Below are 18,276 nucleotides of genomic sequence, written 5' to 3'. Positions count from 1 at the left end.
CCTTGTCATTTTTTCTTATGGTTATCATTTTACAATCTCCTTAGGTTAAAATCCTAAAAGCCTTCCGAACTGGAAGACAAACACCGCAACCAGCGAACTTAAGACAACCGGATATATTACACTGAACGCTGTCCAACCGATACTTTGAGTTTCTGTTTTTGTTGCAATCATTGTTGCAATACAGGGCGGGAATAAAGCGATTAAAATCATTATGGTAAGTCCGTCCAAAGGAGTCATACCGGTTTCTTTATCCTGAATCCGTGCTTCCAAAAGCTTTCCGCTGTCCTCGCTTGCGGACTCCACACTGTAAATAGTGCCTAAGGTTGAAACAAGGGCTTCCTTTGCCGCAAAAGATCCGAGTATTGCGATATTTATTTTCCAGTCAAAACCTGCGTATTTGGTAACCGGCTCCATACCTTTACCAAGGTACCCAAGCGCTGAATGTTCCAGTGTTTCGCGGTGATAATGTACACTGATCAATTTTAGGTCTGCAAAAGCGGTGCGTAATGATCTTGTCATCGCCGCCGCATCGCGGTCAACCACGCTTGTGCCGCTTATGCTGATAGAGCCCGTACGCACAATTGCAAAAAAGAAAGGATTCATGCGCTGCCAATAGCCGTAAAAGGCGGATTTCATAATCGGTTTTTGAAAGTCGGGTGTTTTGGCATAAGCGTTTATAAAATCTTTTTCTGCTGCCGCATACCGGGTAAAGTAGTCTTTAAATGCGTGAATAGTATCGCCAAGCTCAAGTTTTCCGCGCAAAGCAATTTTGGTCATTTCGGGGTTTTCCAAAAAGAGTCTATTCATGCTGCGCGCCGCCGCCTTTTCTCCGCCGAAAGAGGTAAGTGTTTCAAGCAAATACATTCTTTCCGTAAGATTTTGATAATCTAAAAATCCTTTTTCAGAGGTAAAATACGGAGCATAGGAATTGTTCAGGCTGCGTACAAAATTGTGAATATAGGTGTCCCTTTCGGTATTAAATACTGCTTGTTCCTTTTCACCCATTGCGGGGAAACTGACGCCTGCCCAAATCACAACCGAAACGGCAACGACGGTTGTAGCAACTTTTTTGATAAAGCTCCACAATCGCTCAAAAGTTCTGGTAAGCACTCCGCGCACAGTCGGCAAACTATATGCGGGCAATTCAAGCACAAATGGTTCCGGCGTGCCTTGCACCACATATAAACTAAAATACTTTGCCACAATGAGTGCTACCAATAACGTAATAAAAGAAATGCCGCCGAGCACAAGCCACTGATAGCGCACAAAAAAGATTCCGGTAATAAGCACATAAAAAGGAATCTTAGCCATACAATTTAAAAGCGGCAAAATCAGAATGGTAACTAACCGGGATTTATTATCACGAATTGTGCGGGTTGACATAACGCCGGGAACAACACAGCCGCCCATAATAACCCCGGAGAGAATCATCGGTAAGGTAGACTGCCCGTGTAATCCGAACTTACGAAGAATCCTATCCATTATAAAAGCAAGGCGTGCCATATAACCCACATCTTCTAAAAAGGCAATAAGCGCAAAAAGGCAGAAGAAAATCGGCACATAGTTTAGAATCATAATCGCGCCGTCAATAATACCGTTTAAAAAAAGACCGCGTAACAGTCCTTCACTTATTAAACCTTGAGCGGGAATAAGTTGCGATACAATAGAACGGAAAAATTTAAAAACCGGAAAAACCTTATCAGTCATCTTATATCCGAGAATAACGGTTATCCAATAAAAGACCAGCACCAGTTCCACAAGAATAAGAATACCGAACACGCGGTGGCACAAGACTTTATCAACCCGGTCGGTGGCATTGACGGCATTTTCTCCGCCTTTCACATAGATAAAAGCAGCCCCGCCGGTAAAAATCCCTGAAAGCAGAAGATTTATACAAAGCCGCACGCTATTGTGTTGAAACACGCCGGGAAACATTACCAAAACCGCATCAAGAATCTGAAAGGTAACAAAAAAGAGTGTGAGAGCGGAAAGCCCTTCAAAGATTCTTCTTTTTAAACGTACCCGCTCAACTGTTTTTTTATCAGCCGCAACTTTGGTAACGCAATCGGCAATAATTTTTTTTGCGGCGCCCGCTCTGGCAAGGGCTATTTCAATTTCAAAGCTGTGTTTATGTTTTTCTTTGTGCTGTGCTTCAAGCTCGCTTATATATTGTAAAATAGAATCGAATTCTTCAAATTTTTCTTTTTGCTCATTGCGCACGGCGGAATCATTTTCGCAAAGTTTAATTGCAAGCCAACGCAACGGCACCGCATCTTCGGCATTTTTTTGAGCCTTTTGCAACCGTTCAACAATTGCTGCAAGACAGGCTTCCATATCTTTTCCGTACGAAAGCATATACGGGTTTTGTGTATGTCCCGTAGTTTCTGCTATGCACTGTTTAAGTTCCTGTGCATGCTCTTTCCTTTTTGCCGAACCGGCAATAATCGGAATACCCAGCGTTTGCGACAATTTATCGATATCGATTTTAAGCCCTTGATATGTTGCAATATCCGTTTTGTTTAAATACATGATAACAGGGCACTGCATTTCCAAAAGCTGAAACGTAAGATATAAATGCCGCTCTAAATTTGACGCATCGGTAATATTGACTAAAAGATTTGGCTTTTCAAAAAGAATAAAATTCCGGGAAACCCTTTCTTCGGGAGAGTATGAGGTAAGACTATAGGTTCCGGGCAGGTCGGTTATCAATACGGATTGTCCAAACGCTTGATAATTGCCTGTTTTTTTCTCTACGGTAATACCCGGATAATTTGCGACATGCTGGCGGGCGCCAGTCATCATGTTAAACAAAGTTGACTTCCCTGAGTTTGGCTGCCCCGCAAATGCGATATGTATCTGGTCCTGTTTCATTCGGCTAACTCTCTGATAATAATTCTTTTTGCCTCATCTCTTCGTACTGCCACAAGAGAACCGCAAATAGAAATATCGAAGGGATCTAAAAACGGCGCTTTTCTAACAACTGAGACTTCAGCTCCGGGGGTAAACCCTAAACTTATAAGCCGCTGCAAGGTGCTGCCTGTTATTTCTAAATTTTCAATTACTGCATTTTTACCCTGTTCCAGCTCATCAAGCGTCATTTCATTCTCCTAAAAAATTTTTCCGGATGTTGATAATCCCTTAATTTTTTTAACATTATAAGACAAAGCCACGTCTTAAAGTCTTATAAACTGCAAGTTAATCAGCAATGTTTCGCAAATACAAGGCGAAACTTGAATCGAACTTAAGATTCGGTTTCTATATAAGCACAAAAATTTTAGAAGCCAAGTTATAATCAATTGCATACTTTGCACCGTTTACCAACAACAGCATCGGCCCCTTTTTATCCGCTTGCGAGGTTACAACAGTTAGTTCCGTGTTAACGTCAATTCCCAAGCTGCGTAATCGGGTAAACTCGGCTCCTGTTCCGTCAAATTTTAACACCGAAGCCTTTTCACCTGTCTTTAAAACAATCAATGGTATCAATGTAAACTCCAGGTAACAATATCTCTGTGCTAAAAGTACTATAAACGGATATTTTAATCAAGTAGTAAAAAGCATTTTTGCAAACTTTTTGCAAAAAGAATGAAAAAAAGATAAAACCCGCTAACCGTTCTTTTGATATCTCAATTATTTAATTCATCTAATCATGAAAAAGAGCTCGACACGGCGCAACGGCAAGTAATTTACCATAGGGCGAAGTTTTGAAAATTTACAGCAACTTCGCCAACGAGTTTTGCCTGTTTACGCTGGAGTACAGGCAAAACATCGTTTGGAATTGAGCAGGGGCGAAGTTTTGAAAATTTACAGCAACTTCGCCAACGAGTTTAAAAGCTTCAATTTTACAGTTTTGTGCTGATGCTTTAAAACATCGTTTGGAATTGAGTAGGGGCATGCTTAAATCCGTAGGCTGTTTGTTAATACTTCGATTAGTATAAAGAGCGTCCAGTCTTTCACTTTTTTTCGTACATAATTCCGTACATATTTATTGAAGAATTTAATCAAAATATAGAATAATTCGCTCTTGAAAAAAAGGGATAAAGATAGTATCCTATAGGTAGGTATATTTTATCATTAACATATAGATAGAATATAGATATTCACACACTACTTATCAAAGGACGGTTTTATGTCTGAAAAAAATCTTGTAATGATTGACGGTAACACAGCCGCCGGCTATGTTGCCCATGCTTTAAGCGAGGTTATCGCGATTTATCCTATTACCCCGTCAAGTCCGATGGGAGAGCTTGCCGATGAGTATTCGGCTCAAGGGCGGAAAAATATTTGGGGAACGGTGCCCTCTGTTGTAGAGTTGCAGTCCGAAGGCGGCGCATCCGGAGCTGTTCACGGTGCTTTAACAACCGGTGCTTTGTCATCAACGTTTACCGCTTCACAAGGACTGCTCCTTATGATTCCGAATATGTATAAAATTGCCGGAGAATTGACCAGTACGGTTTTCCACGTGGCTGCAAGAGCATTGGCTACCAGTGCTTTGTCTATTTTCGGTGATCATCAGGATGTAATGTCCTGCCGTCAAACCGGCTGGGCAATGCTTGCTTCCAACAGCGTGCAGGAAGTTATGGATTCTGCGGTTATTGCGCATGCCGCAACTTTGGAAGCGCGGGTTCCGTTTCTGCATTTTTTTGACGGCTTTAGAACATCACACGAAATTCAAAAAGTAGAAGAAGTTTCGTATGAAGTTATGCAAAAAATGGTAAATAATACGTTAGTACGCGAACATCGCACGCGCGGTTTAACACCCGAAAAGCCGATGATTCGCGGAACCGCACAAAATCCCGATGTATACTTCCAAAGCAGGGAGGTTGTGAATAAGTATTATCAGGCAACTCCGGCAATTGTACAAAAAACAATGGATAAGTTTGCCGAACTTACCGGTAGACAATATCATCTGTTTGACTATTACGGAGCCCCCGATGCCGAAAAAGTTATTATTCTAATGGGGTCAGGTGCGGATACAGTAGAAGAAACTGTTGATGCGCTAAATGAAAAAGGAGAAAAATGCGGGCTTGTAAAGGTACGCCTGTATCGTCCTTTTGATGCCTCAGCCTTTGTAAAGGCTCTTCCTTCAACAGTTACCGCCATTGCGGTTCTTGACAGAACAAAGGAACCCGGAGCTCTTGGCGAGCCCCTATACGAGGATGTTCGCACCGCAATTGGAGAAATGCAGTTTAAAAAAGAATGCCCCTTTACGCATTATCCGCTTATCCTTGGAGGACGATACGGACTTGGCTCTAAAGAATTTACCCCTGCAATGGTAAAAGGTGTTTTTGATAATTTGAGCGGAAAGAAGATTGCGAATTTTTCAGTCGGTATTACTGATGATGTTACTCATACCAGCCTTGATTATGATCCCAGTTTCCATCTTGATGATAAGGATATGCATCAGGCAATGTTCTACGGGCTCGGTGCCGACGGTACGGTAGGAGCAAACAAGAACTCTATTAAAATTATTGGTGAGGCAACGGATAATAATGCACAGGCATACTTTGCCTATGACAGTAAAAAATCCGGCGGTTTTACCATCTCTCACCTTCGATTTGGAAAGAACAAAATCAGAAAGCCCTATCTTATTACCCAAAGCGATTTTATGGCTTGCCATAAATTTACCTATCTTGAAACCTTTGATATGCTCAAAACCCTGAAAAAGGGCGGTACCTTCCTTTTAAATGCTCCCTATGGTAAGGATGAGATTTGGCAAAAAATACCGGTTGAGGTACAAAAACAAATTATCGAAAAAGAAGCAAAGTTTTATGTAATTGATGCAATGTCTATTGCGGAAAAAGCGGGAATGGGCACACGTATCAATGTCATCATGCAGACAGCTTTCTTTAAAATATTCGGTATTCTTCCCGAAGATGAGGCGGTAGGTCTTATCAAGAAATTTACCGAAAAAACGTATGGCAAAAAAGGTGCCGAAATTGTTCAGAAAAATATTACAACAATTGATATGGCTCTTGCGGGACTTGAAAAAGTAGAGTATCCGAAAACAGCCGACAGCAAAGTAACTCGCCATTCGGCAATGACCGCCGATGCTCCCGAATTCGTACAAAACGTTCTGGGTGAGATGGCTCTTAATAAGGGCGATGAGCTGAAAGTAAGTCAGTTGCCGGTTGACGGAACCTTCCCGACGGGAACCACTCAATACGAAAAACGCAGTATTGCCGAGCATGTTCCGATTTGGGATTCCGAGGTTTGTATCCAGTGCGGGCAATGCGTAATGGTTTGTCCCCATGCGGTTATTCGCATGAAAGCATACGATAAAAAAGAACTGGATAAGGCTCCGAAGGAATTTAAATCATGTGCCTATAAAGGTAAAGAGTTTGAAAACGCTGCCTTTACTATTCAAGTGTCCCCTGAAGACTGCACCGGTTGTGCCCTTTGTGTTGAGCAGTGTCCGGCAAAGAATAAGGCTGATCCGACGCGCAAAGCAATCAACATGGAAAGTTTTGTAGAACACCGTGAGGTAGAATCAAAGAACTGGAAATTTTTTGTAAATCTTCCGGATCCGGATGCGCGAAAACTTAACTTAAGTGTTCCAAAAGGTGTTTCCATGAAGAGACCTCTGTTTGAGTTCTCGGGAGCCTGTCCCGGCTGCGGCGAAACACCGTATATCAGACTGATGAGCCAGATTGCGGGAGACCGCGCAATTATTGCAAACGCAACCGGGTGTTCTTCAATCTACGGCGGTAACTTGCCGACTACTCCGTATGCAAAACGTGCCGACGGACGAGGCCCTGCATGGTCAAATTCACTGTTTGAAGATGCCGCCGAATTCGGCTACGGAATGCGGCTTACCAGCGATAAACTTGCCGAATATGCACGCGAGGTAGCTGGCCAATTAAAAGACAAAAATATTGCGGCAGATGTCATTGCGAAAATTTTAGCGAATACTCAGGAAGAAGATTCCGCTGTTGAAGACCAAAGAGCCTTTGTTGCGGACTTGCGAAAAGAGCTGGAAAAGAGCTCCGATCCGCTTGCAAAAGAAATGCTTTCGTTAACGGATCATTTGGTACGCCGCTCCGTTTGGATTTTCGGCGGTGACGGCTGGGCATACGATATCGGCTATGGCGGTTTGGATCACGTGCTTGCATCGGGAAAAAATATTAAGGTACTCGTACTTGATACAGAGGTGTACTCAAATACCGGCGGGCAGATGTCAAAGGCAACCCCGATCGGTGCGGTTGCAAAATTTGCCGCTGCGGGTAAAACCACAAGCAAAAAAGACCTCGGTATGATGGCGATGAGTTACGGATATGTCTATGTTGCCAGAATTGCAATGGGCGCAAACATGTCTCAGACAATTAAGGCATTCCGTGAAGCTGAAAGTTATGACGGCCCTGCAATTATTATTGCATACAGCCATTGTATCTCTCACGGAATTAACATGACCAAGGGAATGTCTCATCAGAAAGAAGCGGTGAGTTCGGGCCTTTGGCCGCTTTACCGCTATGACCCGCGTCTTGTTGCGGCAGGTAAAAATCCCTTCCAGCTTGACAGCAAGGAGCCTGATTTCAAACTTGCAGACTTTATGTACAAAGAAGTTCGCTTTAAGACATTGAAAAATGCAAATCCCGAACGGGCAGAAATGCTCTTAAAAGCCGCGGAAGAGAAAACAAGAAGGCAGTGGCAAGAATATAAGTATCTTGCTGACAGACCCTTCTAATTCTTTTTGAGGTTGTAAAAAAAGCCCCTTTTGATTAGTTAATCGAAAGGGGCTTTTTATTTAAAAATTAAAATTGATCTTATGTCAAACCGCCACCTTGCCCAATTCCAAACGATGTTTAAAAGCATCAACACTGTTTTGTAAAATTGAAGCTTTTAAACTCGTTGGCAAAGCGGAGGCAAATTATTAACGCTTTGCCCTATGGTAAGTTTGCTTACCGTTGTGTTGTGTCGGACTCTTATTTATATAATTTTTTTAAGATTTGTATAAGAATAAATTAAAAACGGATCAAGCTATCAAAAAGCGTTGTGCCGGGTATATAGATACTTCTGTCATAAAGATGCATTGAATTTTCCTGTCAAAAATTCTGCAGAACCGTTTAAGAAATCTTTCCAGTAGAGGCTTTTTTTCCCCGTTCGCTGCAATTGTATAAGAGAAATGATTCCTTTTCCCGTTTGCACTAAAATGCCGTTTTTTTTATCCGCAGTCAAAATAGTTCCCGGCTCTGCATTCTGAGTATTTTCCGACGTCGCAATTGCAAGCGCCTGAATAGAAAGTTTTTCGTTGTTTTTATACGTAAAGGTTCCGGGCCACGGCACAAAAGCCCGATGTCTCCTATCGATTTCCTCAGCGGAATTGTGCCAGTTTATTAAGCCCATTTCCTTCGTAAGCATTCCGCAAAAAGTTGCCGCTGAATGATCTTGCGGCATCGGAGAAAGAGTTTTATCTGTTATCTTTTGCAAAACGGAGAGTGTTAAGTCCGCAGATTTTTGCGCACAAAGGTTTAAAAGACTTTCCGCTGTTTCAGATCCGTCGAGCGGAATTGTACATTGTGCAAGGATATCCCCCGCATCCATTTCGAGCGCCATTTGCTGTACGGTAACGCCGGTTTTGGTGTCGCCGGCTAAAATGGCGGCAGGCACCGGAGTACTGCCGCGCCACCTTGGCAATAATGAGGGGTGAATGTTGATTGCGTCTAGAGGAAATAAATCAAGCATGCTTTGCCCGAATATTTTTCCGTATGCAAAACATACCATGACATCCGGCGATACTGCTGCTATTGCTTCTCTTACATCCTTATTCAGCTTCTCGGGGGTAAAAAGAGGGGCGGCAGGGCTTATGCGTTTTTCTGATTTTAATACTTCCGTTGCAAGTGCAACAGCGGAAGGAATAAGTTTTTTTGATCTGCCGACTGCAGCGGGCGGGCGCGTTAAAATGCCGACTATATGATGCTTTTGTGCGATAGCATGTAAAACGGGAACCGCACATTCAGGGGTTCCCGCAAAGAGTATTTTCAGCATCAAACAGCAGCCTTTTTCTTTATTGGTTTTTTCTTTTTTTCAAAAAGTTTAATCGCTTCTTCTCGCAGCTTTTCGTCTATTCTGTCAATGAACAATACGCCGTCTAAATGATCGTTTTCATGTTGAATAACACGGGCGAGCAAACCGGTTGCCTGAAGCGTTTTTCGTCTGCCGTCAATATTTTGATATTGTACCGTAACAGTTTCGGGGCGCACAACCTTTTCATATATTTGAGGAATGCTTAAACAGCCCTCTTCATACGAGCAAACTTTTTCCGATGTTTCTATAATTTGAGGGTTGATAAATACCCGTTGTTCATTATTTACTCCTGTAACAAAGAGTCGAATATTCTTTCCTATTTGCGGGGCGGCAAGCCCAATTCCGTCTTTTATTTTCATGGTAACAAACATCTTTTGTACCAAATCTTTGATTTCTTCAGTTATATTTTCAACGGGAATTGATTTTTGCCTCAAAGACTCTTCCCCTAAATACAATATTTCCATACTTAAAAGATACAGGATTTTATATGGTTAAGTCAATATAAAAAAAAGCGCGGTTGTCCAAATGAACATTCCGCACTTCTTCCGTTAAAACACGCAATTAATACGCTTTTGAATCGTATGTTTTGCGGTTTTTTTTCATTAGTTTACGCTGTAACGCCTTCTTTTTTCGGTTAAGAATAGTTGAAGGCTTTTCATAATATTCTCTTTTTTTCCACTCACGAATAATGCCTTCTTTTTCTACCTGTCTCTTAAAACGTTTAATCGCTTTTTCTAAATTTTCAGAATCATCGACAGTTATATAAGCCACTTAAAATACTCACCTCCTACCGGTAGAACCGTTAATATAGATAAAAAAGATAGCAAATTTATTCAGCACTGTCAAGCAGCTTATAATGTATCAACAAAGCGGTTTAGGCAGTAAAAATAAAAATTATACCTATACGGGCGTTGCGGTTTGAAATTTTTCAACATCGGCTTAGTCGTAAGTTTGCCGAAGCGCAGTACTTACAAACCGCCGGCGTACTACGGGCTCCGGCTATCGCCTGCGGCTCTTTTTGCGCTATTTTAGGCGCGCAAAAAGGATCCGGCTTCGCGCTTTTGAAAAAGCGCTCGCCGCCATCCGTCCGCCTAACGCAAATCTCTTCTACGTAAAGCGGTATAAAGCTCTTTAACCACCCGTGAAGTTACGCTGGGGTAGCTGAATAAAAATGCTTTTATCAGGGGAGGGGAAAACAGGTATTTTATCGCACGCGGTACAACTGATCAAACGAATTTTTCCGCTATGAGAACGAGTTCGGATAATTTTGAATAATGTCAAATTGTCGGCTAAAGATCATAAAAGTACGGTCATCACTCTTGCGGAGCGTGTTTCAAAAGTAATTATCGCACTGAAATCGACAGGAACAAAAGATTAGCTGCAGTCTAACAAAGGCTTATTCACCGGTTTAAAAATTACCGAGAAACCTGTTCAAGTCGATAACCTTTGATTGCGGCAAGGAGTTCTCTAATTAGAGAAACATCTGTCCCTGCATGACAGCTCTATCTTTTTTCCAGACTCCGTTTTTCCGAGTCAATACACAATGAACGAAAACTCAAACGGGTTACTCAGAAGAGACGGACTGCCAAAGAAGAGCGACTTCAATATAAGTGAAGAATCGGAGATTATTTCGGTAGCCAATTACAGAAACAACATCCCACGAAAATCCCTGGGATACAAAACACCAATAGAAGTTTTTATGGATTTTGTGTATCCGTGTCTAGCTTAACTTGACAATTCAGGATGCATGAAAAATGGATTGAGTCATCAAAAAACCCGCTATCATAGTTCCCGCAGTTTCCAGCATATCCCATAGGTACCGTAATGTGTAAGTTCTACTTTTGCTAACCGCCAATTGCTGCACTGCAAGGGGAGAAAAATATTTTGCACCTTACTCTGCGCTTTTAACTCAGGCATGGTTTTTATCAGTTTTTCGGCATGCACACCGCCAAAACCTAAAACAAAACATTCTGAAAGTTTTTCGCCCTGCATACTGCATTGCCTAATCAAATACCCGTCTCGTAATTCAGGCGCGGAGATTTTTAATACGCTTTGATCATATCTTTTCTCATATTTCAAAAAAGGAGGCATTTTTCTAAACTGAGATTCTATCAGCGTTTGAAAAAGCCGTTGCTCCTCATACAAAACAGAAAGCAAATTACCCGGCAATACAATTGCATAAAAACATTCCGTATTCATGTTTATCCTTGTGGTTGTAAAGATACATAGGGATAATGTAACTCATCATTATAGAGTAATTCAGATTTCAATGAAGAAGGCGGCCCATGCCCGTGAAAAAGAATAATATTTTCATCTTGGCAGAGAATCTTTGTATGCAAATTTTTTAATAAGTTTTTTCCCGCATAGATATTTGCGGTTTCGCCAATCATTCCCGCAGATAACGAATCTCCGGTGAAAAGTACATTCTGTATTTTAAACATATAAGAATCGGGAGAGTATCCGGGAACTGAAAAATATTCAATCGTAAAACCTGCTCGCTCAATTAAACCGTCTCCGCGCAAAACGCTTGTTTTTATTGTATCAACTTCGGTGTCTGCTGCAAAAACTTCCGGCTGATATACATTCATAATTGTTTGCAAACCATGATCATAATATGTTGCATGACAATGGGTAATAAAAACCGCTCGCAAAGAAAAATTATTTTTTTCAATATTGTGTATAATCTCCGTTGTAATGCGTCCGGGATCAACCATAATAGCCTCGGATGTTTTTTCATTACCGACAAGATAGGAGTTAGTAAAACTGCCGATTGAATAATGAAAATATATTTTCATTCGGGATTTTCTCCTTTTCCAAAAAACGCTTCCCGTGTATTTGAAGATTTAAATGATACCGCATCATAGGTATTTTTAAAAAAACGAGTTTTACGTATATTGCAATTGTTAAAGCCGGTTAATTTCAGTTTTGCGGCAATAAAACGGGAATTATACAAATCCGAATCATCAAAAACGGTTTCATCGGCACGGATTCCATTAAAATTATTATGCAGTAAGACTGAATTTTTAAAGCTCACCTTTTCAAAACTACTTCCCGAAAACGAGCTGAATTGTATATCGGAATTTTTAAATGATGAATTCTGAAATTGACAAAACTCAAAAAAAGACATACGCATTCTTATGCCGTCAAAGATACAATTCTTAAACACCGAGTTTGAAAAGCAGGTGCCGGTAAGTATCTTTTCCGAGAAATCAATATTTTCAAAAACCTGATCGGAAACATTAACCGAGTTGATATTTTTTTCCGCTCCGTACTCTTTGAGAAAAACATCTTTTGTCAGAACGCAGTTCGTACTAAACATGGACACAGTGTACGGTATTGCAGCTTTTTTGTCAAAAGGATATTATTCAGTTACAGCTTAAGCATGAAGGCCTAAAAGGTATCATATGGGCGTTGCGGTTTGAACTTTTTCGTAAAGCCGGCTTTGCATTACCCATGCCGGAACTAAACACTCGCAAACCGCCGTGTCATTCCGGGCTCCGCCTATCGGCTTCGGTATTTTTGCGCTTTTTGGGCGCGCAAAAATGTACCATCGGACAAGTTTTGAAAAACTTGCCCGATGCCCTCCAAGCCACTAACGCGCAGTCCGCACCCTACACAGCCATGCGTGAAGGAACTTCGCAGTATTTTTTGCCGCTCGAATTCAGTAGCGAAAAATAGCGGAAAACGGAAAGCACACTCCGATAAAGAAGGTTTTCATGTTAAAGCTCTGATAACTCGGTATCGAGAAAAAGGCAGCGCTTTTACAAAAAAGAGTCTTCCTCTTTTATATTTTAACCAGTAACGGATAAAACTATGACGAAAAAAAACGAGCAATACCAATACGCATTTATAGATTCAGGAACCGGCGGCTTACCGTATTTGCAATACTTACATGAGCTTGAGCCCGACGCTTCTATGGTCTATGTCGCCGATAATGCACACTTTCCATACGGGAAAAAAACAAAAGAAGAGGTAATTGCCTTTGCTTCCGAAACGGTTGAAAAACTGATTGCACGATTTAATCCTGAAATCATTATTGTGGCATGCAACACCATGTCCGTAATGGCATTGGATTCATTGCGGAAAAAATTTACCCTTCCCTTTGTCGGTACTGTTCCCGGAATAAAACTTGCCGTTAAACAATCACGCAATAAACGCATCGGTATTTTGGCAACCGAACGTACGGTTTGTGATCCGTATACGGAACGGCTTATCGAAGAATTCGGCAGCGGCTGCTATTTTGAAAAAAGAGCGGATCAAGAACTTATTGCGCAAATTGAAGACGGACTTATTACCGATTCCTATGAGGAAAAATTAAAAGCAATACAGCCGGCGCTTGAGCAATTCAAAAAAGCAAATACGGATTCAATTATTCTTGCATGTACTCATTTTTTACATATCGAAGATGTCTTTGAATCGGCTGCCGGATCTGACATGCAAATAATAGACACACGCAGCGGAGTAATTCATCAAGCATTACGCATAGCACCCTGTAAAAAAAATCCTGATGCTCCGCCGAATTCCTGCTATGCAACCGCAGCACTTGATACTCATATTGAAGAACAATATCGAATGTATTCAAAACTATTTCAACTTCGATGGGGGGGGGCTCTTTGATCAGAGGAAAGGTTCTTTGCGGAGCCAATAATTTTTTTGATGTCAGCTGTGAAGACGGCACCGTTCGGTATTGCTCCATACGGGGAAAAAAACTGGAAGACCCGGTAGGGTATTATAACCCTTTAGCTCCGGGGGACTTTGTATTAGTTGATGAAGATACCCATGACAAAGAAAAGGGACAGATTGTTTCGTTGGAAAAAAGAAAAAATCACTTTGTGCGTTGGAATCAAAAAACGGATAAGCCGCAAATCCTTGCCTGCAATATTGATTTACTTGTTTGTGTTACCAGCCCCGCAAACCCTCCGTTTCGCCCGCGTTTTATTGACCGTGTTTTGGTGCAGGCGGAAGCCGAACAAATCCCCGTTTTAATTGTAATAAACAAAACCGACCTTGATACTACGGACGAAGTAAGACTGCGCATAAACGATTGGGAACGAATCGGTTATGAAACACTGAAACTTTCAGCGCTCAACAATACGGGCGTGGAACGCTTTGCAAAACGAATTGAAGGTTTAACCGTTGCTATTATCGGCCAGTCGGGAGTCGGAAAGTCAACCTTGCTGAATTCCCTTGATCCTACACTCAATTTAAGAACCGCCGAAATTTCAAGCAAATACGATCGAGGAATTCACACCACAACGCAGGGCATACTTCTTAAAGCAACACACCGCTTTCGGGACGGTACGGAATCAAAAACCGAAGTAATTGATACGCCGGGCATTCGGCATTTTGCTATTTGGGGAATGAAGCCCGATGAGCTTGCCTTGTATTTTCCCGAAATGCAAAAACTTTTGGGAACCTGTACCTTCGGGTTATCCTGTTCGCATACGCACGAAGAAGGCTGCGCAATTTTGCATGCACTGGAAAACGGCGGCATCCATCCCGACCGCTATGAAAGCTGGCGGCTTATCAGTGAAGAACTTGAAGCTCTTACCGCCGAGGATTATTCATGACGGAACACACACTTGAAGTATTGGAATTTAATAAGATATGCGCCGCCATCGCAGCATATTGTGTAACCGAAGAGGGCAGGGCAGCGTGTCTTCAAAAAAAACCGTTAACGGATAAAGAAAAAATTACTGCGGAAAAAAAACTCGGTTCGGATTTTTTATCATTGCTGCAAACGGGAGCGGAACCGCCGGTAAAAAAACGCCCGCCCCTTATTGAGTTTTTGCAAAGTCTCGGCAAAGAGGGAAGCGCATTAAGCATTGAGGGAATCTATTCGATAGGAATATCCGCAAAGCATTGCAACGAGCTGCACGCATGGGCAGATGCTTTTGAAAAAGCAAATGCAAATAAAACGCCGCAGCAGGATGTATTGCAATTTATCAGAACATTTCCCAATCTTCTTGAAGTATACAAAGCGGTGTTTTCATTTATAGACGAAGACGGTGACCTAAAAGACATCCCGGAGCTGCGAAGCATAAAAAATAAAATTGCAGCCATTGAATCGGATATTGAAAAAACCATGCGCTCATATTTTACCGACGAACACACGCGGGATTTACTGCAAACAAATATTCCCGTGCTGCGAAACGGACGGCAAGTACTTTCGGTGCGCTCCAATTTTAAAGGAAGAATTAAAGGAATCATTCATGAGTATTCCCAATCGGGGCAAAGCTTTTATCTTGAGCCGGAAGAAATTGTGTTTAAAAACAATGAATTGCTTTCCGCTCATGCCGAGTACGATCGGGAATTACAGCGGCTTTTAAAAGAATTAACGGCAAAAATTGCAGCCTATGCACCCGCATTGGAAGAGCTTTCCGAAAAGCTTATCGCATTAGATTGCGTTTCCGCAAGTGCAAAGTGGGCAAAAAACTTTCACTGTGTTTTTGCCGCTCAGCCGCAAAAAGACACGGCGGCATTTTTTCTGCATCAGGCACGCCATCCGCTGCTTGGAAAAACAGCGGTGCCCATCGATTTAAAACTTGTAGCAAACGATCGGCTTCTTATTATCACGGGGCCGAATACCGGCGGCAAAACCGTAAGTTTGAAAACCGCTGCGCTTTTTGCTTTAATGAACCAAACCGGCTGGCCTGTTCCCGCCGGTGCGCAAACCTGTTTGCCGTATTTTAACTTCATAGCTTGTGACATAGGCGATGAACAATCCTTAGAGCAATCACTTTCAACCTTTTCCGCACATATGCAAAACATTGCGGAAATTCTTCGCTCGGCTGATAAGGAGAGCCTCATTATCCTTGATGAGCTTGCAAGCGGCACCGACCCTTTGGAAGGCGGGGCAATTGCAATGGCTGTCCTTGACGAGCTTGCAAAACGCGATGCGCTTGTTTTTGTTACCACACATCACGGCAGTTTAAAAAATTACGGATACACCAAACAGAACTGCGTCAACGCCTCCGTTGAATTTAACGAAAGCACTTTAAGCCCAACCTATAAAATTATCATGGGCGTACCCGGAGAAAGCCACGCAATCGACATTGCTGAAAGAAACGGCATGCCGCAACATATCATAGCGCAAGCTCGTGCATACATACAGGATAATCGTGCGGATGTTTCCGCACTCATTCAAAGTCTTGTGCAAAAACATGCAGACCTCAATAAGTTTGAAGAAGAAAAACAAATTGAGCAACAAGCCTTGCGCAGCGACAGACGCCGGATTGATTTAAAAGAGCTGCAATTAAAGCAAAAAGAATTGGAGCTGCGCAAACAGGGATACAAACGCCTCGATAATCTTTTCAGCGATAAGCGCCGAGAGCTTGAAAACTTAATCAGGGAAATTAAAGAAGGCGAGCTCACATCTGAAAAAACAAAAAAGGTAAAGCAATGGTTTGACAATTTTGAAAGCGAACTTGCCGAAGAGAAAACCGGCATGCGCGAAGAAAACGCGGAGCTTACTGCCTTAATTAAAAAAAGATCCGATAAAAATAAACACCAAACGCCGCAAACACCCTTTACCGAAGGCATGACCGTCTATGTATCAAGCTTTCGCCGCAAAGGTACGCTTATCCGAAAAGAAAAAAAAGACACATGGCTTGTTTCGTTCGATACTGTCAAAATGGTTGTGTTTGAAAACGACTTACAGCCGCTTGAATCGGAACAGCAAAAAAAACAACCCGTTCAAATTATAACCGAAATATCTTCGGATAAACGCCCCCAATTTGAATTGCGCCTGCTTGGCTTAAGAATCGAAGCAGCTGAAAAAGCTTTGCAAGATCAGCTTGACCTTTCCGCAATGCACGGCATAAAAGAGTTCGCCGTTATTCACGGTAAAGGATCTGGCATTCTACAAACCATGGTACACGAAAAACTCAAACAAACCACCTTTGTTCAAAACTTTTATTTTGCCCGCCCCGAAGACGGCGGCACCGGTAAAACAATCGTACATTTAGAATAAAAACTTTTCTTGCTTTTACTCTGTGGAACACCCGTTTTGTTTTCTCGGCTACTACTGTAGCGTTCCTGCAATTAACTCTCGGTATACTAATCGAAATAGCAACAGGCAAATCGCGGATTCACCATAGGAATGCAAAATCCGCAAGCCACTTTTCGATGCCTTAATCAGTGTATAATGGTAAGTGAGATAATTTGATTCAAAAAATTCGGTAATCCTCAATTGATTACTCCTTCAACTAAATAAAGATATGAATAATGCAGGAAAATAAAAGAGAATGTCAGTACCGCGGAAATAAGGCGTAAAATGAGCCGCAGTGAATTTTTTTTGTTCAATAGGCGACCAAGAAAACCCATGTATAAATACGAAATTAAAACCATTATAATAAACGGTAAAACTATCAAAACAGATACGTTCAGTTTGTTCATAATTATAGTAAGGAAATCCCAACAAGCGTTTTGCATTAGTTATAAAACAAATAATATGATGCGAATAAAACGATTAAACCAAAATCAATAATACATTTTTTATAAAGATATTTTACAAAAATTCAAAAACCATGTTACACTATTGCTGTGGTCATCAAAATGACAAGGAGTATGCAATGAATGAAACAAAACCGTTTAAGATTATTGAAGTTAAAAAGACTGTTTTTGAACACAATAATCGGCGGGCAGAGGCATTGAGAGCAGCATTAAAAGAAAAGAAAGTGTTTTTGCTAAATCTGATGTCATCACCCGGTTCAGGAAAAACTACGATGCTGTCTCGAACCATAGAATAGCTTAAAAATGAGATTCGTATCGCTGTGCTGGAAGCCGACATTGATTCTGATGTCGACGCAAAAACAATTTCCGAACTCGGTGTAAAAGTTATTCAGCTCCATACAGGTGGTATGTGCCATCTGGATTCAAGTATGACCACAGAAGGTCTTTCTGAACTTGGAATTGGCGACATTGATCTTGTTATCCTTGAAAACGTCGGCAATCTCATCTGTCCCGCAGAATTTGATACCGGTGCCGCAAAAATGTTATGATACTTAGTGTTCCCGAAGGCGATGACAAACCGCTTAAATATCCACTCATGTTTTCCACTTGTGATGTAGTCATCATTAATAAAATTGATGTGCTTCCATATTTTGATTTTGATATGGAAACTTGTAAGCGTAATATTTTGGAGCGTAATCCGGATGCTCTGATTATTCCCATTTGTGCGCGTACCGGTGAGGGTATAGACGTATGGATAACCTGGTTGAAAGCTGCGGTACAAGAATGGAACAATAGCTAATT

Annotated in this window: 13 protein-coding genes and 1 pseudogene; 5 read left to right on the top strand and 9 right to left on the bottom strand. The window is 41.6% G+C overall.

All coding sequences use genetic code 11. The features are described 5' to 3' along the window. Positions 1-45 precede the first annotated feature (45 nt). The 3 genes from feoB to FUT79_RS09985 all read right to left on the bottom strand — a co-directional run bounded on the left by feoB (position 46) and on the right by FUT79_RS09985 (position 3,474). The gene (gene feoB / locus FUT79_RS09995; RefSeq protein WP_148889615.1) at positions 46-2,871 is read right to left on the bottom strand and encodes a ferrous iron transport protein B; all 2,826 of its coding nucleotides are present in this window, start codon (positions 2,869-2,871) and stop codon (positions 46-48) included. Continuing rightward, the gene (locus FUT79_RS09990) at positions 2,868-3,098 is read right to left on the bottom strand and encodes a FeoA family protein (protein ID WP_002698949.1); all 231 of its coding nucleotides are present in this window, start codon (positions 3,096-3,098) and stop codon (positions 2,868-2,870) included. Before FUT79_RS09990 ends, feoB begins: the two co-directional genes overlap by 4 nt. Positions 3,099-3,255: 157 nt before the next feature. Beyond that, positions 3,256-3,474, bottom strand: coding sequence for a FeoA family protein (locus FUT79_RS09985; protein WP_002698951.1), 219 nt, complete (start codon positions 3,472-3,474; stop codon positions 3,256-3,258). Between the two features lie 652 nt (positions 3,475-4,126). On the opposite strand from FUT79_RS09985, the gene nifJ reads away from it, so the two are divergent. Beyond that, positions 4,127-7,681, top strand: a complete 3,555-nt coding sequence (gene nifJ / locus FUT79_RS09975) for a pyruvate:ferredoxin (flavodoxin) oxidoreductase (RefSeq protein WP_024752447.1) — start codon at positions 4,127-4,129, stop codon at positions 7,679-7,681. A gap of 332 nt (positions 7,682-8,013) precedes the next feature. Here nifJ and fmt read toward each other — a convergent pair whose 3' ends face one another. From fmt to FUT79_RS09945, 6 genes are all read right to left on the bottom strand, one after another. Further along, positions 8,014-8,982 (bottom strand): methionyl-tRNA formyltransferase, encoded by a 969-nt coding sequence (gene fmt, locus FUT79_RS09970; protein ID WP_148878827.1) that lies wholly within the window; start codon positions 8,980-8,982, stop codon positions 8,014-8,016. Then, positions 8,982-9,485 carry a peptide deformylase gene (def, locus tag FUT79_RS09965; RefSeq protein WP_024752449.1) on the bottom strand — a complete coding sequence of 168 codons (504 nt, stop codon included), beginning with the start codon at positions 9,483-9,485 and terminating at the stop codon, positions 8,982-8,984. The genes fmt and def overlap by 1 nt, the downstream gene beginning before the upstream one ends. Positions 9,486-9,582: 97 nt before the next feature. After that, a complete protein-coding gene (gene rpsU, locus FUT79_RS09960) occupies positions 9,583-9,792 on the bottom strand; it encodes a 30S ribosomal protein S21 (protein WP_002698955.1) in 210 nt (69 codons plus the stop codon). Positions 9,793-10,803: 1,011 nt separating this feature from the next. Continuing rightward, entirely contained in the window at positions 10,804-11,220 is a 417-nt protein-coding gene (locus tag FUT79_RS09955) for a hypothetical protein (protein WP_002698959.1), read from the bottom strand. 2 nt (positions 11,221-11,222) lie between these two features. Then, entirely contained in the window at positions 11,223-11,816 is a 594-nt protein-coding gene (locus tag FUT79_RS09950; RefSeq protein ID WP_002698960.1) for an MBL fold metallo-hydrolase, read from the bottom strand. Next, positions 11,813-12,340, bottom strand: a complete 528-nt coding sequence (locus tag FUT79_RS09945; RefSeq protein WP_002698961.1) for a pentapeptide repeat-containing protein — start codon at positions 12,338-12,340, stop codon at positions 11,813-11,815. Before FUT79_RS09945 ends, FUT79_RS09950 begins: the two co-directional genes overlap by 4 nt. Before the next feature lie 494 nt (positions 12,341-12,834). On the opposite strand from FUT79_RS09945, the gene murI reads away from it, so the two are divergent. The 4 genes and pseudogenes from murI to hypB all read left to right on the top strand — a co-directional run bounded on the left by murI (position 12,835) and on the right by hypB (position 18,274). Beyond that, positions 12,835-13,638, top strand: a complete 804-nt coding sequence (gene murI, locus FUT79_RS09940) for a glutamate racemase (protein ID WP_024752452.1) — start codon at positions 12,835-12,837, stop codon at positions 13,636-13,638. After that, positions 13,638-14,591 (top strand): ribosome small subunit-dependent GTPase A, encoded by a 954-nt coding sequence (gene rsgA / locus FUT79_RS09935; RefSeq protein ID WP_024752453.1) that lies wholly within the window; start codon positions 13,638-13,640, stop codon positions 14,589-14,591. Before murI ends, rsgA begins: the two co-directional genes overlap by 1 nt. Continuing rightward, the gene (locus tag FUT79_RS09930; RefSeq protein ID WP_024752454.1) at positions 14,588-16,993 is read left to right on the top strand and encodes an endonuclease MutS2; all 2,406 of its coding nucleotides are present in this window, start codon (positions 14,588-14,590) and stop codon (positions 16,991-16,993) included. The genes rsgA and FUT79_RS09930 overlap by 4 nt, the downstream gene beginning before the upstream one ends. A 601-nt stretch (positions 16,994-17,594) precedes the next feature. Then, positions 17,595-18,274, top strand: a pseudogene (hypB, locus tag FUT79_RS09925) (hydrogenase nickel incorporation protein HypB). Positions 18,275-18,276: the final 2 nt, after the last annotated feature.

It is taken from the genome of Treponema phagedenis, from assembly GCF_008153345.1.
Lineage (GTDB): Bacteria > Spirochaetota > Spirochaetia > Treponematales > Treponemataceae > Treponema > Treponema phagedenis.
This window is presented reverse-complemented; position numbering and strand designations above follow the sequence as displayed.

Coding starts and splice junctions, on each gene's coding strand:
- feoB (WP_148889615.1), bottom strand. CDS start 2,871: ATGAAACAGGACCAGATACATATCGCATTTGCGGGGCAGCCAAACTCA.
- FUT79_RS09990 (WP_002698949.1), bottom strand. CDS start 3,098: ATGACGCTTGATGAGCTGGAACAGGGTAAAAATGCAGTAATTGAAAAT.
- nifJ (WP_024752447.1), top strand. CDS start 4,127: ATGTCTGAAAAAAATCTTGTAATGATTGACGGTAACACAGCCGCCGGC.
- fmt (WP_148878827.1), bottom strand. CDS start 8,982: ATGCTGAAAATACTCTTTGCGGGAACCCCTGAATGTGCGGTTCCCGTT.
- def (WP_024752449.1), bottom strand. CDS start 9,485: ATGGAAATATTGTATTTAGGGGAAGAGTCTTTGAGGCAAAAATCAATT.
- FUT79_RS09955 (WP_002698959.1), bottom strand. CDS start 11,220: ATGAATACGGAATGTTTTTATGCAATTGTATTGCCGGGTAATTTGCTT.
- FUT79_RS09950 (WP_002698960.1), bottom strand. CDS start 11,816: ATGAAAATATATTTTCATTATTCAATCGGCAGTTTTACTAACTCCTAT.
- FUT79_RS09945 (WP_002698961.1), bottom strand. CDS start 12,340: ATGTTTAGTACGAACTGCGTTCTGACAAAAGATGTTTTTCTCAAAGAG.
- murI (WP_024752452.1), top strand. CDS start 12,835: ATGACGAAAAAAAACGAGCAATACCAATACGCATTTATAGATTCAGGA.
- FUT79_RS09930 (WP_024752454.1), top strand. CDS start 14,588: ATGACGGAACACACACTTGAAGTATTGGAATTTAATAAGATATGCGCC.